Source organism: Nocardia sp. NPDC050412 (genome assembly GCF_044458825.1).
Taxonomy (GTDB): Bacteria; Actinomycetota; Actinomycetes; order Mycobacteriales; family Mycobacteriaceae; genus Nocardia.
Genome location: NZ_JBITIJ010000001.1, coordinates 212483 through 233596 on the forward strand (window position 1 = coordinate 212483; position 21114 = coordinate 233596).

General features: G+C 65.0%; 18 protein-coding genes. 10 read left to right on the forward strand and 8 right to left on the reverse strand.

Annotated features, from left to right (window positions below; all coding sequences use genetic code 11):
- The first annotated feature begins 79 nt into the window (after nt 1–79).
- Entirely contained in the window at nt 80–1636 is a 1557-nt protein-coding gene (locus tag ACIBI6_RS00965; RefSeq protein WP_396954935.1) for a carboxylesterase/lipase family protein, read from the forward strand.
- A 292-nt stretch (nt 1637–1928) separates the two neighbouring features.
- Here ACIBI6_RS00965 and ACIBI6_RS00970 read toward each other — a convergent pair whose 3' ends face one another.
- The gene (locus ACIBI6_RS00970; protein ID WP_364349838.1) at nt 1929–3209 is read right to left on the reverse strand and encodes a cytochrome P450; all 1281 of its coding nucleotides are present in this window, start codon (nt 3207–3209) and stop codon (nt 1929–1931) included.
- 173 nt (nt 3210–3382) lie between these two features.
- Between ACIBI6_RS00970 and ACIBI6_RS00975 the strand changes: the two genes are divergently transcribed.
- Nucleotides 3383–4027 (forward strand): helix-turn-helix domain-containing protein, encoded by a 645-nt coding sequence (locus tag ACIBI6_RS00975; protein WP_364349841.1) that lies wholly within the window; start codon nt 3383–3385, stop codon nt 4025–4027.
- 135 nt (nt 4028–4162) lie between these two features.
- On the opposite strand, the gene ACIBI6_RS00980 is transcribed toward ACIBI6_RS00975, so the two are convergent.
- Nucleotides 4163–4810, reverse strand: a complete 648-nt coding sequence (locus tag ACIBI6_RS00980) for a TetR/AcrR family transcriptional regulator (protein WP_364349844.1) — start codon at nt 4808–4810, stop codon at nt 4163–4165.
- A 127-nt stretch (nt 4811–4937) separates the two neighbouring features.
- Between ACIBI6_RS00980 and ACIBI6_RS00985 the strand changes: the two genes are divergently transcribed.
- Complete coding sequence (locus ACIBI6_RS00985; protein ID WP_396954936.1) at nt 4938–5756, forward strand: SDR family NAD(P)-dependent oxidoreductase; 819 nt, start codon at nt 4938–4940, stop codon at nt 5754–5756.
- A 112-nt stretch (nt 5757–5868) separates the two neighbouring features.
- Here the strand turns inward: ACIBI6_RS00985 and ACIBI6_RS00990 are convergent, their stop codons facing one another.
- The gene (locus ACIBI6_RS00990) at nt 5869–7359 is read right to left on the reverse strand and encodes a wax ester/triacylglycerol synthase family O-acyltransferase (protein ID WP_364349850.1); all 1491 of its coding nucleotides are present in this window, start codon (nt 7357–7359) and stop codon (nt 5869–5871) included.
- Between the two features lie 680 nt (nt 7360–8039).
- On the opposite strand from ACIBI6_RS00990, the gene ACIBI6_RS00995 reads away from it, so the two are divergent.
- Nucleotides 8040–9200, forward strand: a complete 1161-nt coding sequence (locus ACIBI6_RS00995; RefSeq protein WP_396954937.1) for a lipase family protein — start codon at nt 8040–8042, stop codon at nt 9198–9200.
- Nucleotides 9201–9967: 767 nt separating this feature from the next.
- Here ACIBI6_RS00995 and ACIBI6_RS01000 read toward each other — a convergent pair.
- Complete coding sequence (locus ACIBI6_RS01000; protein ID WP_364349856.1) at nt 9968–10243, reverse strand: hypothetical protein; 276 nt, start codon at nt 10241–10243, stop codon at nt 9968–9970.
- 422 nt (nt 10244–10665) lie between these two features.
- Here ACIBI6_RS01000 and ACIBI6_RS01005 point away from each other — a divergent pair, with 422 nt between their 5' ends.
- Nucleotides 10666–10986 (forward strand): DUF3349 domain-containing protein, encoded by a 321-nt coding sequence (locus ACIBI6_RS01005; protein WP_364349859.1) that lies wholly within the window; start codon nt 10666–10668, stop codon nt 10984–10986.
- Between the two features lie 26 nt (nt 10987–11012).
- Here ACIBI6_RS01005 and ACIBI6_RS01010 read toward each other — a convergent pair whose 3' ends face one another.
- Both ACIBI6_RS01010 and ACIBI6_RS01015 read right to left on the reverse strand, forming a co-directional pair.
- Complete coding sequence (locus ACIBI6_RS01010) at nt 11013–12653, reverse strand: GMC oxidoreductase (protein WP_396954938.1); 1641 nt, start codon at nt 12651–12653, stop codon at nt 11013–11015.
- Between the two features lie 99 nt (nt 12654–12752).
- Nucleotides 12753–13229 (reverse strand): GNAT family N-acetyltransferase, encoded by a 477-nt coding sequence (locus ACIBI6_RS01015; protein WP_364349866.1) that lies wholly within the window; start codon nt 13227–13229, stop codon nt 12753–12755.
- A gap of 273 nt (nt 13230–13502) precedes the next feature.
- Between ACIBI6_RS01015 and ACIBI6_RS01020 the strand changes: the two genes are divergently transcribed.
- Together ACIBI6_RS01020 and ACIBI6_RS01025 are read left to right on the forward strand one after the other, a co-directional pair.
- Nucleotides 13503–14882 (forward strand): lipase family protein, encoded by a 1380-nt coding sequence (locus ACIBI6_RS01020; RefSeq protein WP_396954939.1) that lies wholly within the window; start codon nt 13503–13505, stop codon nt 14880–14882.
- Nucleotides 14879–15007, forward strand: coding sequence for a hypothetical protein (locus ACIBI6_RS01025; protein WP_364349875.1), 129 nt, complete (start codon nt 14879–14881; stop codon nt 15005–15007). The genes ACIBI6_RS01020 and ACIBI6_RS01025 overlap by 4 nt, the downstream gene beginning before the upstream one ends.
- A 74-nt stretch (nt 15008–15081) precedes the next feature.
- Here the strand turns inward: ACIBI6_RS01025 and ACIBI6_RS01030 are convergent, their stop codons facing one another.
- The gene (locus ACIBI6_RS01030) at nt 15082–16224 is read right to left on the reverse strand and encodes an LLM class flavin-dependent oxidoreductase (RefSeq protein WP_364349879.1); all 1143 of its coding nucleotides are present in this window, start codon (nt 16222–16224) and stop codon (nt 15082–15084) included.
- 180 nt (nt 16225–16404) lie between these two features.
- Here ACIBI6_RS01030 and ACIBI6_RS01035 point away from each other — a divergent pair, with 180 nt between their 5' ends.
- Both ACIBI6_RS01035 and ACIBI6_RS01040 read left to right on the forward strand, forming a co-directional pair.
- A complete protein-coding gene (locus tag ACIBI6_RS01035; protein ID WP_364349882.1) occupies nt 16405–17628 on the forward strand; it encodes an acyl-CoA dehydrogenase family protein in 1224 nt (407 codons plus the stop codon).
- Nucleotides 17625–19055: an LLM class flavin-dependent oxidoreductase gene (locus ACIBI6_RS01040; RefSeq protein ID WP_396954940.1), complete on the forward strand. Its 1431-nt coding sequence runs from the start codon at nt 17625–17627 to the stop codon at nt 19053–19055. The genes ACIBI6_RS01035 and ACIBI6_RS01040 overlap by 4 nt, the downstream gene beginning before the upstream one ends.
- On the opposite strand, the gene ACIBI6_RS01045 is transcribed toward ACIBI6_RS01040, so the two are convergent.
- The gene (locus ACIBI6_RS01045) at nt 19052–19537 is read right to left on the reverse strand and encodes a GAF domain-containing protein (protein WP_364349888.1); all 486 of its coding nucleotides are present in this window, start codon (nt 19535–19537) and stop codon (nt 19052–19054) included. The two genes, ACIBI6_RS01040 and ACIBI6_RS01045, sit on opposite strands and share 4 nt — an antisense overlap.
- A gap of 125 nt (nt 19538–19662) precedes the next feature.
- Here ACIBI6_RS01045 and ACIBI6_RS01050 point away from each other — a divergent pair, with 125 nt between their 5' ends.
- Nucleotides 19663–21036, forward strand: a complete 1374-nt coding sequence (locus tag ACIBI6_RS01050; RefSeq protein WP_396954941.1) for a styrene monooxygenase/indole monooxygenase family protein — start codon at nt 19663–19665, stop codon at nt 21034–21036.
- Nucleotides 21037–21114: the final 78 nt, after the last annotated feature.

Below are 21114 nucleotides of genomic sequence, written 5' to 3' on the forward strand. Positions count from 1 at the left end.
CTCTGCTCGCCTTGTGCGTTTGGGCCCGAGGCGATTTCGCGCGCCGGTCGTACGGCGCCGACCGAATGCGAGGTTGACTATGTCCGAAGCGTCTTTCCACGAGCCGGCCGAACCTGTTGTCCGAACCAGTGGTGGCGCGGTACGAGGCCGAATCGAGCACGGGGTAGCCGTCTTCCGTGGGATTCCGTTCGCGCAGCCCCCAGTGGGCGATGCTCGATTTGCGCCGCCGCGCCCGGCCACCCCTTGGCCGGGCGTCCGCGACGCATTCGAGTTCGGTCCGCCACCACCGCAGGAAGCGGGAATCGCCGGGCTGACAGGTATGTCGGATATCCCGGAGGGCGACGACTGGTTGACGGTGAATGTCTGGACGCCGCAACCGGATTCGGCTGAACGCCGGCCGGTTATCGTGTGGATCTACGGCGGGGCATACAAACTCGGTTTTTCCGGTAGCCCCGGTTACGACGCATACCGGATTGCCCGCGAGGCAGACGTCGTCGTCGTGACGTTCAACTACCGGGTCGGTGTGGAGGGGTTCGCCCGGATATCCGGAACCCCGGCGAATCGTGGCCTGCTCGACCAGGTCGCCGCTCTGTGGTGGGTGCAGGAGAACATCGCCGCATTCGGTGGCGACGCCGACCGGGTCACCGTGTGCGGTGAGTCCGCCGGCGCTGGATCGGTGGCGGCGTTGTTGGCGATGCCCAGTGCCGCAGGGCTTTTCCGGCGGGCCGTCCTGCAGAGCATGCCCGGCAAGTACTTCTCCGACGAATTGGCCGCCGACATCGCCGAGGTGATCGCGAAGGCCGTGGGCCGCCGCCCGACGGTGGCGGACCTGGCCGGCGTTGACCCGCGGCGACTGCCGGATGCCGGTGCGGCCGTGGGCGGCGTAATGCGTGAGTATGCCGAAACCTGGGGCTCGGCCGCGTACCTGCTCGCGCCCTTCGCTCCCGTAGTGGACGGTGAGGTCCTGCCGACGACGCCGTGGCAGGCGATCGCGGACGGTGCCGGTCGGGAAATCGACCTCATCATCGGACACAACCGGCACGAATGCCAGCTCTTTCTGGTGCTGACCGGAGAATTAGAAGCGATCGATGACGAGCGCGCCGAATTCGACCTACGGCTCTACGGCCCGGGGCCCGGCAGCGAGCGGGCCTATCGTGCGGCATTCCCGGACGCCACCGCTGCGCAGTTGTGCGAACTGGTGCAGTCCGACAACCAATACCGCATGCCCGCACTACATCTCGCGGATGCCCAGGCCGGCGCCGGTGGACGTGTTCACATGTATGAACTCACATGGGCGGCGCCCAACAGGCGCGGGGCTTTCGGCGCATGCCACGCACTCGACGAAACGCTGCTGTTCGGTACGTACGAAACGCATCTCGGGCCACTGCTGCTGGGTCCCGAGCCCCCAGCCGAGGCGCTGGAGCTGTCGGCCCGGATGCGCGCCACCTGGGGTCGCTTCGCCGCGACGGGCGATCCGGGCTGGCCCGCTTACGAGCCGGGCCGGCGGCTGGTTCAGCTCCTCGATGCGAAGCCGACCGTTGCCCCGTATCCGGAGGAGGCCTCCCGGCGGCTCTGGCAGCAATACACCTTCGGTGCCATGCCCCTGCTACAGCCGTCGCGGCAGCGACGCGTATAGCGATAGTGCCGAGCGAGACTCGGCGAAGGACGTGCAGTCCGCGATTGGCGGCGCGTCCAGGGCCGGTCCCAGGCGCGGTCGAGGAGCTCGTCTTTCGGATGCGCCTCCGCGACCGCGCCCCACTCCATGGCCTCCCGGGCGGTCAGCTTCTCACCGGTCAGCAGGAGGTATCGGCCACGGTTGTGTGTGGCACTACATGAGCAGTACGTCATCGTCGCTCAGCTCGAAGCGGTAGGAGGCGTAGCGGTCTTTGTACTCGGCGACGTTCGACCACGGCGGCTCCTTCGATTCTCTACGCGCTGGGTGTGAAGGTGATGTGCAGTTCGCGGAGTCCACGCAGCAGGAAGGTGGGTTCGTATTTGTAGGTGCGCTCGCCGGTTGGACCGTGTGCGGTGTCATCGATGGTGATGTCGTGGGCGCGGTCGAGGAGACGGTTCAGGGTGACCTGGCCTTCGACTCGGGCCAATGGTGCGCCGGCGCAAGTGTGGATACCGCGGCCGAAGGCGATGTGTTCGCGGGCATTACGGCGGTCGATGTGGAATTGATCCGGATTCTCGAATTTGCGGGGGTCGCGGTTGGCGGCACCCAGGCACAGCATCACCACGGTGCCCGCGGGGATGTCGACGCCGCCGAGTGTGGTGGTCTTTTTCACGAGCCGGAAGTCGACTTTTGTCGGGCTTTCCATGCGCAGCGATTCCTCGATGAAGCCACCGATCAGGCTGCGATCCTCACGAACCCGCTGTTGCAGGTCGGGCCGTTCGCCCAGCACCCGAACGGCGGAGCTGAGCAGTTTGGTGACGGTTTCCTGCCCGGCGGCGAACAGGAAAGTGGCGGGGCGGACGAGTTCGATGACCGAGGGGTTGGTCCCGTCGGGGTAGGTGGTTGATGCCAACACGCTGAGGATGTCCCCGCGCGGAGTGCGCTGCCGGTCGGTGATGTAGGCACTGAACTGGTCGTCCAGCCACTGCAGCGGGTTGGTGCCCACCGGTTCGCCGTCGAGCGCACCCACTCGGCTTCCTGGAGTCTTGTGCCCGGCCAGCGTGGCGCGGAATTCGTCGCGGTCGTCGTCGGGGACGCCGAGCAGGTCGGCGATGACGAGGGTGGCGAAGGGTTTGGCGTACTCGGCCAGGAATTCGCACCGCCCGTTCGCGAGGAACTCGTCGAGCTGGCGATCCACCAGCTGCCACATGTAGTCCTCGTTCTCTTTCAGCCGTTTGGGGGTGATCAGTCGGCTCAGCAGCGCCCGGGTCCGCGTGTGGTTCGGCGGATCCATCGTCACCATGAACTCGTTGATCGGGAACTGGTGTCGGTGTTCTTCGATTTGGGCGCTGATGTCGTCGCCTTCGGGTTCGAAGGGCAACGGCGGGAAGGGGCCGCCGATGGAGACGGCGGCGGAGTAGGTATCCGTGTCGCGGAAGACCTCGATGACTTCCTGGTATCCGGTGACGGCGATGACGCCGTAGCGGGGTTCGCGAAACACCGGGTTCTGACTACGCAGGTATTCCAGGTAGGGGTAGGGGTTCTGGGTGACGGCGGGGTCGGAGAAGTAGTCGACTGCGGCCAGATCGGTCATTTTCTCGCCGGCCTTTCGTGGCGGGTGGAGCGCTCGATCAGTCGACAGAAGACTGAGCGATCGATCAAACTGTTAGGGTGATGCATGCTTACCACGGCTCGAAGTGAACGGTCAAGGGACGTGAATGTCCTTGAAATGCCTTGTATTGGTGTTCTTCTCGAGAGGTTTCACTGATGCCCAACAAGCGTGCGGCCAGCGGCAAGGATGCGGGAGCGCGTAGCCGACTCATGGAGGCGACCGCTCAAATTATGCGCGAAGAGGGGTACGCCGCGGCGACATCGCGCAGGGTGGCGGCCAAGGCCGGGGTGAAGCCCGCATTGTTGTACTACTACTTCCCCACGATGGACGACCTGTTTCTCGACGTGCTGCGTGCGGGCGCCGAGCGCGAGCTGGCTCGGGTGCGTCGAGTGCTTACCGACGAGGATCCGTTGCGGGCTTTGTGGTCGATCAACGCCGACTCCCGATTCATTCAGCTGAATACCGAATTCATGGCATTGGCCAACCATCGCAAGGTGATCGGCGCCGAGCTCAAGGCGTATGCGGAACGGGTGCGTGACATCGAGACCGCCGCCGTCACCCTGGTCCTGCGCGCGTACGGCATGGACCTGGATGAGTTTCCACCGGTGGTGATGTCGATGCTGCTTACCGGGGCGGCGCGCATTCTCGGTAACGAAAGTGCGGTGGGGGTCGAGCAGGGCCATGCCGAATTGCGTGCGTTCGTCGAACGCTACCTGCGACGTTTCGGCACACCGTTGCCGCCGCGTGAGTCGGCTGTGGCCCTTGCGCCACCAATGCGAGAAGCGGTCGGTGACGAGTAGCTGATTGCGGGAACATCAACCGGTTCCATGTCAGCGGCATCGCCGTCGGTGCCGACCGGCGGGATGGCGGACATGCTGGCCGCCCGGATCGTGATCCCCAGTTCGATCCGGTGCGAGCGGTGCCGACTGGTTGGCTCAGGCGCCAGGCCTGTCGTCCCGGGGCGTGATCACCAGTTTCATGAAAACCTCCAGCAGACCGAGGGTTTCGCGAGATGGGTCGAGCAGGGATTGGATGCGCAGGCCATCGATCATCGCCAGCACCAGGGTGACCTTCTCGTCGGCCGAAAGGTACTCGCTGTCGTGGGCGGTGGGCAGCGGGCTGTTGGCCAGGTGTGCGCGCAGCCGCTCACGGCGACCTGTGAAGAACTCGTGCGCCGGATGCGCGGGGTCGGTCGCCGCGACAGCGAGTGACATCCAGTTGCGCTGGTAATCGGGGTCGTCGAACTCGGCGCGGAGGACTTCGCCCAGCACGCTCTCCCCGGCCGTACCGGCCTCGAGGATCTGTGCCGCCAGTTTTTCCTCGTCCTCGTCCCGCTGGTTCAAAGCGGCGACGAGAAGCTCGTCCTTGCCGGAGAAGTGCCGCAGCAGCGCCGCATGCGTCACCTGTGCCCGCGCGGCGATGTCGCGCAGGGAGGCGCGCTCGTAGCCGTGCTGGGCGAAGCTCTCCAGTGCGGCGCGAACGATCTGCGCGCGCCGCGCCGGGGTGGCCGCGTTCGGGCCGCGGCGGCGCCGCCCCGGCCGAGTCTGTTCGGCGGGATTATCGGCCTGCGCGGGAGGGGTCACGAGCGTCCTTCGTCAGTTCTCGGGGGCAGAGTCTCTCGATCGCCGTAGTCTAGTATTGCAAAAAGTTACCACCATGGTTACTTTTACTGCGAAGGTGTCGACTCGGTGCAGCTACAGGAGGCCATGTATGTCCATCGCGGACGTATCGAGCAAATCTCTCGCCGACCTCGTCTCGTTGCGGGGCCGGCGGGCGGTCGTGACCGGAGGTGCTCGTGGGCTGGGCAAGGCGATCGCGCTGCGCTTGGCTGAGGCCGGCGCCGACGTCCTGATCGGCGACATCGACGAAGAGCTGGCCGTAGCCACCGCCGAGCAGCTGGCACGAGCGCACGGCGTGCACGTGATCGGCGCTGCCATGGACGTGACCGACGCGGCCTCCGTGGCGGCGGCGGCCGACCGTGCGGTCGCGGAGCTGGGCGGCCTGGAGATCTGGGTGAACAACGCCGGCGTCTTCCCGAGCATCCCGCTGCTCGAGATGGGCGAGCAGGATTGGGAGAAGGTATTCGCCGTGAACGCGCGCGGCGTCTTCCTCGGCGCACGCGAGGCAGCGCGGCGCATATCCGATGCGGGTACTGGCGGCGTCATCGTGAACATCGTCTCGACCGCCGGATTCCGTGGTAGCGCACCGGGTTTGGCCGCCTATGTAAGCTCCAAGCACGCTGTGCGCGGCCTCACCCGCGAGCTGGCACTCGAACTCGCGTCGCTGGGCATCCGAGTGCTCGGAGTCGCGCCGAGTTTCGTCCCCACGGAGGGCAATATGAAGATGGCCGCGGCCACCGCTCCGGTTGCCGACAGCGTTACCCCGCCCACCCCCTTGATGCTCAACGGACCGATCGGACGTATCGGCGTTCCCGACGACATCGCCCGAGTCGTGCTGTTCTGCGCATCCGACCTCTCGGCCTTCATGACGGGCAGCACGCTACTCGCCGACGGCGGAAGCACCATCTGACCGCGAGCCTCGTGGATCGGTGGGGTGGTCGAGTCGGGGGAGGACGCATGCGCTGACCCCAGAGATCGACCTGCGGAGACGGTAGCCATGAGCCGCTGCTGCGGCTGGGCGGCTATTGAACCAGCTCGGTGAGTGCATCCTGTAGGTAGGTGGCGATGTTCCAGACGTCCGGGATGGTGTCGGTGCTGGCGAGGATGCCGAAGTCGAGGTGGCCGTTGTAGGACATGACGGTGATGTTGAGTGGGCCGGACAGGTCGGTGAGTACGGAGATGGGGTAGCTTCCGGCCACCCGAATTCCTGCGGCGTACAACGGTATCTGCGGGCCGGGCACGTTGGAAATGACCATGTTGGCCAGGGGTAGTGCGGGGGCGGCGACGCGCAGGAGTAGGCGGGTGGCCAGGCCGTGCAGGATCTGGGGGAGGGCCGCTGTGGCGTAATGCAGCAGGGCCGGTGGGGTGGCGTGGAAGTGGTCCTTGGCGGCCAGCATGGCGGCGTGGGTGAGTTTCATGCGGTGTTGTGGGTCGGGTTCGCCGATCGGTAGTTCGCACAGCATGATGGAGAACTGGTTGCCCGCGGTGCCGAGTTGCTCTTGGGTGCGCACTGATACCGGGATCGCGGCCATGGCCGGGTCGTCGGCCAGTGTGTCGTGGTCGTGTAGCCAGCGGCGAAATGCGGTGGTGCACAAAGTCATTACCACGTCGTTGACGGTGCCGCCGAAGCTGTTCTTGACCTGTTTGACAGTGTCGAGTGAGAGCGAGACGAAGGCGAAGGACCGGTCGGTGCCGTTGGGGCGGTTGCTCGGCAGCGTGGGATTGGCTTTGCGCATGTCGGCGAGTGCGTTCGGCAGCATCGGTCCCAGGCGCATGGGCAGGCGCATCCGATCGGTTTGGCGGGTCATCGTGTGTGCGATGCCGCGGCCGAGTATTTCGGCGGGATTGGGCGTTCGTCCCAAACGGAGCCCGTCGGGCGGTGGCGGTGGCGGCTGGGAGTCGGGCACGATATCGAAGAGCGCGGCCATGACCTCGGCCCCCGACACGCCATCGATCAGGGCGTGATGGACCTTGGTGTAGATGGCTTGGCGGCCGTCGGTCAATCCCGAGATCAGGTGGCATTCCCATAGTGGTCGATTTCGGTCGAGCGGCTGCGCGTGCAGACGTGCGGCGAGATCGGCCAGCGCCATATCGGTCGAGCCTTCGGGGAGGCGCGCATCGCGCACGTGATATCCGAGGTCGATGGTGTCGCTGTCTTCCCAATAGGGGAGGTCCAGCCCGAGCGGGACGGTGCGCAGTCGCCACCTCAGGGGTGCGACCAGGTGTAGTCGGCTCGCGATCAACCGCCGCAGTACGGTGACGTCCAGTGCGCGACCTGTGGTGGGTGGTTCCAGCAGTGTGACCGACCCGACGTGGAGCAGCATGGTGGGTGATTCGGCATCGAGCAGTAGGACGTCGAGCGAACTGAGTTGCCGGGATGGCCCGTTCTCACCCGATAGCGGAATTCTTTGCGACGGTATCGCTGGTTCAGCGGATGTGCAGGAGGCGATTTGGCCTGGTGTCATGATGCGGACGTCGAGGTGGCGGGCGGGTTTCAGGTCGGCATGGGGCATGGGGTCTCCGCGTTGTCGCTGGGTTTCAGGACAGACTGCCGATTCAGCTCAACCGGCGGTGATGGTGCCGCGCCACATTGATGGTCTGTCGATATCTGTGGGCGATGAGAACCGTTCGAGCCGCTCCGCTCTTGCGGTGACGCCGACCTCCGTGTCGAAGACGTGTCATTGAGCCTAGTGGTCGGCGGGGTGCAGTCGGCCGCGATCGTGTGCTCTTTACGTTAATTCTGTGCAAACGTGCGAGCCCTCCCCATTACTCGCGAGCGCGCCGGCACTGCGTCAGCTTCGGCGAACCAGCGCAATGCCGAACCCGTAGCTGTATCAACGGATTCGGCGCGCAGCGTCTGCGGTACGGCGGCGTCGATCTCCGTTGATGATCTATCGGCCTACGGTGCCCACACCTTGACCGCATAGCCGCCGGGGACGTTTCCGCGCCGCCGCTGTCGGCTCGGATCGGTGGTGGGTCGGTGGGCAGCGTGTGGTTCGGTCAAGATCAGAGTCTTCTCGTCTTTCGTCCGTTTTCAGATCATCGTCCGATAAGGTGCACGTGAGCTCGAACTTGCTGGTCAAACGAATTCCGTGAACTACTCATGGAGGTCATGGTCTTGACTCGTCGGTTTCTTCGCTTTCCTCGCCGCGGGCGCAGCGGTTCAGTAAAGGTCCTGACTGCGCTCGGTAGCGTGGCATTCGGGCTACTGCTGGCGACAACGGCAACCGCCCAACCGGTGTACCCGGAGCCCGATCCGGACCCCTTCTACGCCGCACCGGCGGATCTGGCGGCGCACCGGCCCGGTGATGTGCTCGACGTGCGTCCGCTGCCGCCGGTGCTCCTCTTCCCCGGCGCCACCGTCACGCTGGTGAAATTCCGGTCGACCAACTCGCAGGGCGCGCCGATAGCGGCGACCACCACGATCCTTACCCCCATCGGCCATCAGCCCGACGGGCCGCTGCTGTCGTTTCAGCACTTCATCAATGCTCTTGGCACCGCCTGCTCGGTATCGCACCAGCTGTACAGCGGCGATCCGAATCTGGTTACCACGGCGTCGATTTTGAACACGGCGCTGGCGCAGGGCTGGAGTGTCGCGCTGCCGGATCATCTCGGCCCGAACTTCGCTTTCGGGGCTGCGCGTTTGGGCGGCAAGATCGTATTGGACGGTGTCAGGGCGGTGAAACGCCTGCCCGAACTCGCCGTGCAGCACAGCCGGGTGGTGCTGGCCGGTTACTCCGGCGGCGGCATGGCCACCGGATGGGCGGCGGCGCTGCAGCCGTCGTACGCGCCGGAACTGGAGCTTGCGGGCGCGGCCATCGGCGGCGCCCCGATGAACATGGAGGTAATGGCGGAGGCGGTGGGCATGGAGACGCATCCGGCCTTCGGGCTTGCCATGGCGGCGGCGATCGGTCTGGAGCGGGAATACCCGCAGCGGATACCGGTCAGCGCGTATCTCAATAAGCGCGGCCTGGCGGTCCGGGACGCCATGGCCAACAGCTGCACCAACCAGATCCTCGTCACCGGTGTCGGCGGCAGCGCCGGCGAATTCCTCGCCAGCAGCCCTACCGCTGCCCTCCCTGAAGCTCGGGCGGTATTGAGGGAGAACAGCCTGGAATTCTACAATGATGTGCCGGAAATACCGGTGTTCGAATGGCATTCGCCGACCGACCCCCTGATTCCGATCGACGCGATCGACCACGTCGACAGCCGCTGGTGTGCGGCCGGGGTGCCGGTGCAGACGCTGCGAGTGCCCGCGTTCGAGCATCTGTCGGCCGCATTGATCGGCGCACCAGAAGTAATGACCTGGCTGAACGCCCGGATGCTCGGCGAGCCCGCACCCGCCAGCTGCTGAGAGATCGGCACTCGCCCACCGACGGTCGCGTTGCGGCGGCGTAGTTGCTACGGCATCGGTCCGCAGTGCTCGACCGGGCTGGGGCCTCGAGTTCGAGACGTACGTAACGGGCTGAGATCGGACCGGTAAGAGTTCCCGTCGCCGGATCCACGATGACAACGATCGCCGTGTGGTTATCTGAGCAGATCGTGAAAGTGGTTGTGGCCGGGCTGGTTCGGTCCAGTGCGGAACGATTCGATTGGGTTGACAAGGAGACCCCTTCCAAGTGCTCGGAAGGGGTCTCCTCGTGTTCGGGTGACAAGTGGGTGAGACGATGCCGTGGCAGGATGGTCTTTTCGGCGGGTCGAGGATGAAGGTGTGCCGCCGCTCGGTGCGGGTACGACCGAAGTGGCGATGGCGGACCGCATCCGGGTTGTGCGAGTGGGTGAGTGATCATGAAGACGAGATCGCCGGAGACGGTGAAATGCCGGGGATGCCGGTGCTGGTGGCCATTGAGTGCGCACAACGTGTGCCATTGTTCCCAATGCCATCAGACGTTCACGGGCGACAAGGCTGCGACTTCGCACTTGGTGGTGGATTATCGCCACAAACCGCACGTCATCTGCCGAACACCGCAGAGCGTCGGCCTTGTCGACGCCGGCCGTGATTACCCCTGCTGGGGCTTGCCGCAGCAATAGAGTCCATCCCGCGTCGTCAATGCTCCAGCCGATGTGGAGTTCGGGTCACATCATGCAGAACTCATTCTCTGGTGGACGGGCCGGCCGGTTCTAGGGCCCGACGTATAACTCCTCGTTTGGGAGCCGCGGCAGGCCACGCCCGTCGCCCGGGATTACCGAAACGGCGTCGACATAGTGGTGGGTCTTGTGGTCCTCGATGAACTGCTCGGCGGCGCTGGCCCGTGCGATGAAGTCCAGGATCACTCCGCGCAGGTTTACCCGGAGGTGCACGTCCGGCTCATGGGATGCTCTGGCGCTCGCTGCGTCACCCGGGGGTGGGTGGGCGTCGGTGAGCATGGTCGACCGTGGTGCGGGGTGCCAGATCATCGGTTCACGCAAATTCCGAACAGCTAGGTCCTCGGTGAGGCGGTATTCCAATACTCGTTCAGGACCGTCGCCCGAACCTTCCCACCGATGGTGAACGCGATCCGGCCCCGACCATCGCGACTTCGGCGCTCGCCATCCCTTCGAGCGATACGGAGCTTCCGCGGAGTCGTCAGCACTCGTAGTCGGCTGTGCAGTCGGCCCTTGCCGCCGATCGTGTGGCAATGTTGCGGATACGACCGTACGCCGTCATGTTCGAACCCGAACGCCAGGCGACGGTGGATTTGCCCGTTGGACCAGGACAGCGACGCGTTCTGGGCGAGAGAGTTGTCTCGGTCCGAATCCGATAGCGCGGCAAGATATTTGGCGGCCGAAGGTGGCAGGTAGGCGCGAACCAGGTCGGTCACCCATCTGATCGGAGGATTATGGCCCTATCCGATCTCCTCACCAGAATCGTCGCGTGGTTGCGTGCCGGATATCCGCACGGCGTGCCGGCTCCGGACTATGTGCCGCTGCTGGCTCTATTGTCGCGGAGGCTGCCCGAAGCGGAGGTGCGGCAGGTGGCGGATGAGCTCATTCAGCAAGGTGCCATACCAGCTGACCGGGTCGATATCGGCGTGCTCATCACCAAACTGACCAATGAGATGCCGCTCGAATCCGATATCGCGCGCGTCCGAGCGCAGTTGCTGGCCGCGGGTTGGCCGATCGATGACGCCTGGTCCGATCCGGACGGGGAAGTAAGCTAACCGACCCCGCACGGACCGGCCGAGTGTCATGCCAGGTCGGTGGCGATGATCTTTTCGATATTGCGTTCCGCGAGACCGGTAATTGTCAGGAAGGGGTTGACGCCGGTGCTGCCCGGAATCAGCGATCCGTCGATGACGTATAGCCCGGAGTAGCCGTTGAGTCGGCCGTAGTTATCGGTGGCCTGTCCGAGCAGGCAGCCGCCGAGGGGGTGGTAGACGAAGTCGTCGCCCCAGACCTTGTAGACGCCGAACAGATCAGACCGATAAACCGTGCCCGCCTTGGAATTGATGGCATCGAAGACGCGTTTCGCCGCATCGATCGAAGGCTGGGTGTACGACGCCTGCCAGGACAGATCCACCCCGCCGGTGGCGGAGTTGTAGGTGAACTCGGCGCGGTTGGGGTTCTTGGTGATCGCCAGATAGAGATTCACGCCGTTCTCGGTACTCGTTGGGAACGGGGCGATTTCGGCGAATACCGGACCATTCGCATCGGCCCAGTTGTCGATGCCCATACAGGGAATCGCGGATTGGAGCTCGCCGGACAAATCCAGTCCGGCGCGCCCGACCATCACATTGCCGTTGTTGCCCCAGCCCGCGCCGACCGAATCGGCCAGGTTGGGCAGCTTTCCCAGCGCCTTCATGGTGACAAGCAGTTTGCTGGTGCCGACGCTGCCCGCCGCGAAGAAGACTTTGTCCGCGGTGACGGTTTTGGTCGCCACCGTATTGCCGAGCACATCGATCTGTGTGATGACCACCGTGTAGCCGCTCGCGGCCGGTGTCACGCTGGTGACCTTGTGTAGTGGTGAGATGCTCAGCTTGCCGGTCGCGGCGGCCACCGCCAGATAAGTCTTGTCGAGCGAACGTTTTCCGTAGTTGTTGCCATAGATCACCTCGCCGGCCAGCGCCGAGCGGGTAACGGTATTCGCCTGCTCCTTCTGCATATAGCTGAAGTCGTAGACATTGGGCACGAATGTTGTTGTGTAGCCTGCTTTGTTGGCGGTTGTGCGACTGACCCGCGCGTATTTGTAGCATTCGGCGGATTCGAACCAGGCCGAGTCGACATTGTTGACCCCGAGCGCGGACTGTGCCCGGGGGAAGTAGGTGGAGTACATCGTCGTCGCGTCGACCGATGGCAGGATCTGTTGGAAGTAGTCCTGTTTCGGCAGCGGAGCCATGCCGCCGTTGACCAGCGAGCCGCCGCCGACCCCACGGCCCTGATACACCCTGGTCGCCGCGAAATGCTCCGAATCGAGCACACCGGCGTCGCTCGGGCTGATGTCCCGGTTGATATCCGCCCCGACGAAATAGCCGACCGGCTGCTCGGTTCTGGTCCGGAACCAATAGGAGCGCTCGTCGGGATCGAGCATGGTGCAGAACACTTTTCCGTCCGAGCCGGGTGTGGTCCAGTTCTGTCCCATCTCGATCATCGCCACCTGCTTGCCCGCCTGGCACAGGCGCAGCGCGGCGACCGCGCCGCCGTAGCCGCTGCCGATGATCAGATTCGGCACGTGATCCCCGTTGCCGATGGGTGCCGCCGACGCCTTCGCGGTCCACGCGGCCGGGCTGAGCGCCATCGCCCCGGCGGCAATTGCAGTGCCCGCCAAGAATTTCCGGCGATTCATCCCTTGGCGAACGCCGGTGTTGGCCGAGGGGCGTCGGTCGTACATGAGCGAAAACCTTCCGATGTGAGGCATAGGAGAGTGCCTCGAGTCGGCAGACTGTAACAGGTTCTAGTTGAGCGCTCGAGCGAATTGTGATGTTGACGGTCAGGAGTCCAGGTGTCGGCTACGCAATCGGTACTCGAACACACCTCGCGGTTCACCTGGCCCGAAATACTGGTCATCATGTTCGACGAATTCGAACCCAGCCCGCTTGAACAAGTCCGCGGCCGGCTGGTTGTCGGGCCGTACCGTCAGATAAACGACCTCGGCTCCATCTGTCCGGCACTGCTGCAGCATCTGGTGCAGCAGGGCGGGACCGTAGCCTTTGCCCCGGTGTTGCTCGGCCACCGCGAACGTGAACAGCAGCGCCCGGCCCGCCTTATGGAGCGTCAGCGCATAGCCGATCACCCGGCCGTCCAGCTCAGCGACCAGCCAATCGGATCCATGCAGGTCGTAGAGCTGTCGCAGCATCAGATACAGGTACGGCTCGGCGAACACCTCGGCCTCGATGGCCGCGATATCTTCGATGTCGGCCAAGCGTGCCTGCCGGTATTGCGGCTGCGGCGCTCTTACGATGTCCATGAGCTTCCTAGTGCCGGGGCATAGGTCATCGCGGACCACTGCACCAAGAACGATACGCGGCTGACCAGCATCTGTGATCGGCAGTGCATCGGATGTCGCGGCAGAGCCGGGGGATCATCGAAGGTTGCTTGTGCGCCAGTGGTTTTCGAAATTTTGGGTTCGGCCAGCATGTCGGGCGGGCTCAGTCGTGACAAATCCAAACAGATCCGAGCTGTGATTCCACCGGGACATAGTCTGGCCCCCGTCGGGGGTGTCGAATTCGGAAGGTGTCAGATGTCGAGTCTCCGAGCTGTCGTCGTCGCGAGCACGTTGGGTTGCTCGCTGCTGGTGGGGCCGGCGCCGGCACACGCCGACCCGACCGGAGGCCCAGCCGCGCCGGTGTCGCCCGGCCCGTCCGATCCGCAGCGGTGGATCGACGCACATATCCCCGCGCCATCGTTTCCGCCTGCCGCGTCACCGCCGTCCGGTGAGGTGCCCGCGGACTTGGCGGCGTTGTGGCAGGCAGTGCGGTCCGCGCCGTCGGGGGATCGGATGTTCGACGCGTGGCCGGATGGGCTCGATGGTCTAGCTCCCGGCGATATCGTCGAGTGGCGTGATGTGACAGCGACTTCCGCACCACTGGCGATTTCGCCGATACAGCGTGCGATCCTGCTGAAGTTCCGGACGACGGACGCATCCGGTGTGCCATCCTTCGGGACCGCGACATTGGTGATTCCCGCCGCCGCATGGACGGGTCCGGGGGATCGGCCGGTGTTGGTGAATGCCCTGCCGATCAATTCGCTCGGACTCAGCTGCACGCCGAGCTACGCGATGGCGCACGGGTTGCACAGCAAGTTCAATGTGGGTGATCTGTTTCCGCCGAACACAGCCTGGGGCCTCAGCCGCGGCTACGCGGTGCTGATTCCCGATCACGAGGGTCCGTGGATGGCCTACGCCGAACCGAAGGTCGCCGGGCATGTGCTGCTGGATTCGATTCGCGCGGTGCGCCACATGCTGCCGACGGAGTTCACGGACAGTCGTTTCGCGATTACCGGATATTCCGGTGGCGCGATCGCATCGTATGCGGCCGCCATGCTGCTCGACGAGTACGCGCCGGAACTGTCGGGTGTGCTGGTCGGGGCGGCCATGGGTGGACTCGTGACCGACTATCGAATGGTCGCCAGCCGCTTCAACGGAAACTCCGCATCCGGCATTCTGCTGGTTGTCGCGTTGGCGATGAGCCGGGAGCATCCGGAGATTCTCGGCTATTTGAATCATCTGGCCCAGTGGGCGGCGACCTCGCCGATCAAGGACACCTGTGGTGACAGCAACGGCCCGCTCGGCGTGGTCGGCGTTCCGATCGATGTCGCCGCCAATATCAGTGCCCCGCTGACCAGCGGTATCGCGGATCGAATCTTCGGGCAGCTCAGCCTGACCGGCCGTAAATCGGGTGCGCCGCTCTACATCTATCACGCCGCAAGCGACTTCTGGATCCCGCACGAGAACGGTGACGATCTCTACCGTGACCAATGCGCGCGCGGCGTCCCCGCCGTGCACCGCACCGAACCCGGCGAGCACGTCATCGCCCTGTTCACCGGCTTTCCCGGGGAGATCGGCTGGATCGACGGACGTTTGCGCGGCGAGCCGGCCCCGAGTGAATGCCCAGGGCGGTGAGCTCGGACCAGCGGATCGCGGGCCGAGCCCAGAACCGGCGCAGAGAGCAGCGTCAAGACGGCGAAGCCGCCGAGACCGGCATCGACCTGCCCTGGTCGGACCAGCTCTTCGCCCAACGGGCCTGATGCTCGGCGCCGCCTACCACTGCCCCGCCGTGATCACCGACGGCGGCACGCCACAGAACGCCGGACGGTACCCGCTAGTGCGTGGCGGTGGCGAAAGGCGTTGCTACCGGTCCTGATTCGGTGCGGTTCGGGTGCGTCCACAGGCCGCGGCGTTCCAGGATGGGCAGCACGCCCTCGCCGAACCAGTAGGCCTCTTCGATGTGGGGGTAGCCGGAGAGGATGAAGTGGGTGATGCCGAGCTCGGCGTACTCGATCAGCCGGTCGGCGACCTCTTCGTGTGAGCCGACCAGGGCGGTGCCCGCCCCGCCGCGGACCAGACCGACGCCCGCCCAGAGGTTCGGCGCGATCTCCAGACGGTCGGTGCGGCCGCCGTGCAGATCGAGCATGCGGCGCTGGCCCTCGGATTCGCTGCGCGCGAGACTGGCCTGCACACGGGCGATTTCGGCGGGGTCTAGGCCGGACAGCAGTCGATCGGCGACGGCCCAGGCCGCTTCGGAGGTGTCGCGGCTGATGACGTGAATGCGCAGGCCGTAGCTGAGTTCTCGGCTTTCAGCGGCGGCGAGCCCGCGGATCCAATCGAGTTTCTTGCCGACCGCGGCGGGCCGTTCACCCCAGGTGAGGTAGGTGTCGGCATAGCGGGCCGCGACCGGTCCGGCGGGGCCGGAGGAGCCGCCGAAGAAGACCGGCGGGATCGGGTCCGGATGGTTGTTGAGCAGGGCGTCGCGGATCTGAATATGGGTGCCCTCGAAGCTGACCGGTTCGCGGGACTCCCACAGCTCGCGCACCACGTGCAGGAATTCGGCGGTGCGTGCGTAGCGCTGCTCCTTATCGAGGAAATCACCGTAGGCCTGTTGTTCGTGTGGTTCGCCGCCGGTCACCACATTCAACAGTAGGCGGCCGCGGGAATGGCGCTGATAGGTCCCGGCCATCTGGGCGGCCAGCGTCGGGCTGAGCAGTCCGGGGCGGAACGCCACCAGGAATTTCAGTGTTTCGGTGGTTTCGACGAGCATGGCGGTGGTCAGCCAGGCGTCCTCGCACCAGGCGCCGGTCGGGGTGAGCACCGCCTCGAAACCGTTGTCCTCGGCCGCCGCGCCGATTTGGTTGAGGTAGCGCAGCGATGCCGGGCGGTCACCGGACATCGAAGTGCCGTGACCACCGGCGATCAGGCCACGCGAATCGCCGTAGGTGGGCAGAAACCAATGGAACGACAGTGACATCGACAACTGCTCCTCGCCGGTTCGGATGCCGCTTTCGGGCACGGACAACCGCGATGCTGCCAGCGTCGCCGAGCCGTGTCACCGGTTGGAATCTGTGTGGTTCTTACCTCCTGCCAGCGCGTTTAGATCGCAGTGCGGATAACTGGTGAGCTGACGGCATCTCCGCGCGATCGTGGGGTGATGACATCCATCGAGGCGAAATCCACCACAGACTCCGACCTGGATGCGATCTTCGGGCCGATCTTCGACCGCATCGCGCAAGGCGCGGTCGAGCGCGAGATCGATCGTCGGCTGCCCTTCGAGGAGGTGGGCTGGCTGCGCGAGGCCAAATTCGGTGCGTTGCGGGTGCCGGTCGAATTCGGCGGTTACGGCGTCACGGTGCGACAGTTGTTCCGGTTGCTCATCGAATTGGCGGCCGCCGAATCGAATCTGCCGCAGGCATTGCGGGTGCACTTCTCCTTCGTCGAGGACCAGTTGCTCGCCGAGTCGGGGGAGAACCGTGAGCATTGGCTGCGTGCCGCGGCCGGTGGCACGCTCGTCGGCAATGCGATCACCGAGCCGGGCATCGGGGCTGTCGACCATTACCGCACGCGGCTGACCAAGGATGGCGATCGCTGGCTTCTCAACGGCACCAAGTACTACAGCACCGGTTCGCTCTACGCGGACTACATCCTCGCGGCGGCCGATCGCGACGGTGAGCGGGTAGGCGTGCTCGTCGATGCGAATGCCGACGGCGTCCGCCAGCACGACGACTGGGACGGCTTCGGTCAGCGGCTGACCGCAAGCGGCACAACGGAATTCACCGATGTCGCGGTCGAGCCGGAGCGCGTTCTCGGGCCCGGCTACGGCGCGCCCGGACCGACCTATGCGACCTCCTACCTGCAGTTGGTCCAGCTGTCGGTGCTCGCCGGTATCGCGAAGCGAGCCGAGCGCGATGCCCGCGAGTGGGTGGCGGCGCGCACCCGGGGCTACACCCATTCGGCCGCCGACCTGCCACGCCAGGATCCGTTGGTGCAACAGGTGATCGGACGGCTTTCCGCCGCCGCATTCGCCGCCGAGGCGACCGTGCTCGCCGTGGCCGATGTGCTCGACAAGGTGCTCGCGGGCGGTGCACAGGACGAAGAGTCCATCGTGGCAGCGGAACTCGCCGCCGCACAGGCACAACTCGCGGTCATCGATCTCGTATTGCCCGCCACCACATTGCTGTTCGAGGTAGGCGGTGCGTCGGTCGTCTCCGAGCGCCTGCGACTGGATCGGCACTGGCGCAATGCCCGCACCATCTCGGTGCACAATCCGGCCATCCAAAAGGCAAGGGCAATCGGTGATTATCTGCTGAACGGCACGCAACTGCCGTTCGCTTGGAGCGCGGGTGAGCGCAAGCCCGCGACGGGAGACCAGCAGTGACACGCCGCATTCGCTTCAATGCCTTCGACATGAACTGTGTCGCGCACCAATCACCGGGTCTGTGGCGACATCCCGAGGACCAGTCGCACCGGTACAAGGAACTGAGCTACTGGACCGAATTGGCGAAGCTGTTGGAGCAGGGCCGTTTCGACGGCATCTTCATCGCCGACGTACTCGGGACCTACGACGTATACGGCGGCAACGACATTGCCGCGCTGCGCCAGGGCGCTCAGATTCCGGTGGCCGACCCGTTGCTGCTGGTCTCGGCTATGGCCGCGGTCACCGAACATCTCGGCTTCGGCATCACCACCGGCACCGGCTTCGAACACCCCTATCCGTTCGCGCGTCGACTCTCCACCCTCGATCACCTCACCAACGGCCGCATCGGCTGGAACGTCGTGACCGGCTACTTGCCTTCGGCCGCAAGGAATTTCGGTGCCGACGACCAGCTGGACCACGACGAGCGCTACAACCAGGCCGATGAATACCTGGAGGTCCTGTACAAGCTGTGGGAGGGCTCCTGGGAGGACGACGCGGTGGTTCGTGATGCCGCGCAGGGCATCTACGTCGACCCTGCGAAAGTGCATCACATCGGCCATCGGGGCACGCACTATCAGGTGCCTGGCATCCATCTCGCGGAGCCGTCGCCGCAGCGGACGCCGGTGATCTATCAGGCCGGTGCGTCACCGCGCGGTGTGCGCTTCGCTGCCGAGAATGCGGAGGCGATATTCGTCGCCGGGCCTTCGAAACGTATTCTGGCACAGACTGTTTCTCGCATCCGTGACGCACTCGAGGCGGCGGGACGGGATCGGTATTCGGCCCGGATCTACGCACTGGCCACGATCATTACCGACGCGACCGGCGAGGCGGCACACGCCAAATACGAGGAGTACCTGTCCTACGCCAGCGTCGAGGGCGGGCTGGTCTTCATGTCCGGGTGGATGGGCATCGATCTGTCGGGTTACGCCCTGGACGATCCGATCGGCCAGGTGCAGAGCAATGCCATCCAGTCCGCCGTGGCCGCCTTCCAGGAATTCGACGACGACGGCCGTGAATGGACCGTTCGCGATATCGGTCGCTGGGCCGGGATCGGCGGGATGGGGCCGGTATTCGTCGGCTCAGGTGCTACCGTCGCCGATCAACTCCAGGACTGGGTCGCCGAAACCGACCTGGACGGCTTCAATTTGGCCTACGCAATTACCCCTGGAAGCTTCGAAGATATTGTCCGCTATGTGGTTCCGGTGCTGACCGAGCGTGGCGCCTACGCTGCGGACTACACACCGGGCACCCTGCGAAATGCCTTGTTCGACAAAGGAGATCGGCTGCCGCAAGAGCACCGCGGCGCACGATATCGCCTTGGTGGTTCATTATCGACGGCATTGCCCGATGCCGAATCGAGGCCGGGCGCCTCCGTCGCGGCCACTTAATCGAGCGAATTCAGGAAGGCCTGGGCGATGGATTCCAGGCCTTTCCTGTCGATATCGTCGAAGCGGTTCGGTTGTGGGCTGTCGAGATCGAAGACGCCGACGAGGATATCGTCGCGTACCAGCGGAACCACGATTTCGGAGCGAGTATCGGCATCACAGGCGATATGTCCGGGAAAGGCGTGCACGTCGGGCACCAAACGGGTCTCCCGGGTCTCGGCGGCGGTGCCGCAGACGCCCTTGCCGATGGCGATGCGCACGCAGGCCGGTTTGCCCTGGAAGGGGCCGACCACCAATTCCTGTCCGTCGTAGAAATAGAATCCGACCCAATTCACCTCGGTCAGCGCGTGGAAGACCAGCGCGGCCAGATTCGCGGCATTCGCGATCCGGTCGGTCTCGCCCGCGACCAGCGCCTCGGCTTGCGCGACGAGCTGACGGTACTGTTCGGACCGGTCACCGGTCAGTTCGGCAACAGTGAACGACATGGCTGAAATCCTATGGCAGCCACGATCGGACGCGTTCGGCGCGATCGCGAATTCCAGGTCACCCCATTGATTCTCGATGATCGCAACACTGCAATCATCGCTGCGGGAGACGGACCATGATTGGCATGACATCGCAGAATACCCGCTCCACACGTTCGGCCGCGGTAATCGGTGCCGGTCAAACCGGCGTCACTGCGGCTCTTGGATTACTCGACGCCGGATTCGACGTCACGCTCTACAGCGACCGCGATCAGCGTTCGTTGCGCGACGATGTACCGGCCACCGGCACCGCACTCGAATTCGGGGAGACCCAACAGGCCGAATCCGCGCTCGGTCTGGATACCTACACCGGTCGCGCACCCCGGCACACCGGGCTGAGCGTGCGCATTGCCGGACCCGAGCGCGAGGAATTGATCCAATTCGACGGTCATTTCGACGGATATGTCGGGGTTGCGGTCGATACCCGTTTGAAGGCCGACGAACGGCTCACCGCATTCCTGGAACGCGGCGGACGTTTCGTCGTCGAGCAGGTGACGCCCGATAAACTCGACACTATCGCCGCGGCCGCGGATCTCACGCTGGTGGCCACCGGGCGCGGCGGCTTGTCCGACCTGTTCCCGATCGATCATGCACGCACCCCTTACGAATCTCCACAACGGTCACTGCTTACCGTCACCGTGACCGGGATCGGCCATGACGAAAGCGTTTTCGCGCACCGCAGTCGGGCCGGTGGTGCGCACAGCGGCTTCTCCATCTTCGCCGGGCAGGGCGAGGGCTGGTGGGGACCGTATCTGCACAAGGACGCGGGTCCGAGCTGGGCATTCCTCGGCTGGGCGCGGCCGGGCAGTGAATGGGAAAGTCGTTTCGCCGCAGCGGATTCGGCCGAATCGGCGCATCGGATCGTGCAGGATCTGTACCGCGATTTCATCGATTGGGATCTGCCCGAGGTGCTCGAAACCCGGGTGATCGCCGAGGATCCGCATTCCTGGCTCAAGGGCGCGGTCCGGCCGGTGGTCCGGTCCGGCGTCGGGCAGACCGCCGGTGGTCATGTCGTTGCCTCGCTCGGTGATACCTCGGCCGCCTACGACCCGATCGCAGGGCAGGGCGCGCAGAGCGGACTTATCCAGGCGCAACGACTGGTCGCGGCGGCCGCCGTGCACGAGGGACCGTTCGACGCGGACTGGATCAGCGCACAGTACGCCGCATTCCTTGCCGCGCGCGGGGATGCGGCGAATAAGGTCACCCGCTTGTTCCTCGGCGATCCGGAATTGGCCGATATCGGCAATCAGCTCTTCGCCGCGGCCGCGGTCGATCAGCGCTTCGCGAACGCACTCGTCGGACTGCTGCACGGCCCGCAGCCATTCCTCGGTGTCGATTCGCTCGAAGCGGCCGCCGAATTCATCGCCCAGGTCACCGGTGCGGATGCCGAGGCACTGCTCGGACGGTTCACACCGGCCGGTCGATTCAGCCGATCCGGTTACAGCCTCGCCAACGCCTGATCGCTACACCCATCCGATCGCACAGATTCAAACCCTCCTGTCGGTGGGCTTGCGGTGCTGGAGTGGAAGGGGCGCTTG

Coding starts and splice junctions, on each gene's coding strand:
- ACIBI6_RS00965 (WP_396954935.1), top strand. CDS start 80: ATGTCCGAAGCGTCTTTCCACGAGCCGGCCGAACCTGTTGTCCGAACC.
- ACIBI6_RS00970 (WP_364349838.1), bottom strand. CDS start 3,209: ATGACCGATCTGGCCGCAGTCGACTACTTCTCCGACCCCGCCGTCACC.
- ACIBI6_RS00975 (WP_364349841.1), top strand. CDS start 3,383: ATGCCCAACAAGCGTGCGGCCAGCGGCAAGGATGCGGGAGCGCGTAGC.
- ACIBI6_RS00985 (WP_396954936.1), top strand. CDS start 4,938: ATGTCCATCGCGGACGTATCGAGCAAATCTCTCGCCGACCTCGTCTCG.
- ACIBI6_RS00990 (WP_364349850.1), bottom strand. CDS start 7,359: ATGCCCCATGCCGACCTGAAACCCGCCCGCCACCTCGACGTCCGCATC.
- ACIBI6_RS01000 (WP_364349856.1), bottom strand. CDS start 10,243: ATGATCTGGCACCCCGCACCACGGTCGACCATGCTCACCGACGCCCAC.
- ACIBI6_RS01005 (WP_364349859.1), top strand. CDS start 10,666: ATGGCCCTATCCGATCTCCTCACCAGAATCGTCGCGTGGTTGCGTGCC.
- ACIBI6_RS01010 (WP_396954938.1), bottom strand. CDS start 12,653: ATGTACGACCGACGCCCCTCGGCCAACACCGGCGTTCGCCAAGGGATG.
- ACIBI6_RS01015 (WP_364349866.1), bottom strand. CDS start 13,229: ATGGACATCGTAAGAGCGCCGCAGCCGCAATACCGGCAGGCACGCTTG.
- ACIBI6_RS01020 (WP_396954939.1), top strand. CDS start 13,503: ATGTCGAGTCTCCGAGCTGTCGTCGTCGCGAGCACGTTGGGTTGCTCG.
- ACIBI6_RS01030 (WP_364349879.1), bottom strand. CDS start 16,224: ATGTCACTGTCGTTCCATTGGTTTCTGCCCACCTACGGCGATTCGCGT.
- ACIBI6_RS01035 (WP_364349882.1), top strand. CDS start 16,405: ATGACATCCATCGAGGCGAAATCCACCACAGACTCCGACCTGGATGCG.
- ACIBI6_RS01045 (WP_364349888.1), bottom strand. CDS start 19,537: ATGTCGTTCACTGTTGCCGAACTGACCGGTGACCGGTCCGAACAGTAC.
- ACIBI6_RS01050 (WP_396954941.1), top strand. CDS start 19,663: ATGACATCGCAGAATACCCGCTCCACACGTTCGGCCGCGGTAATCGGT.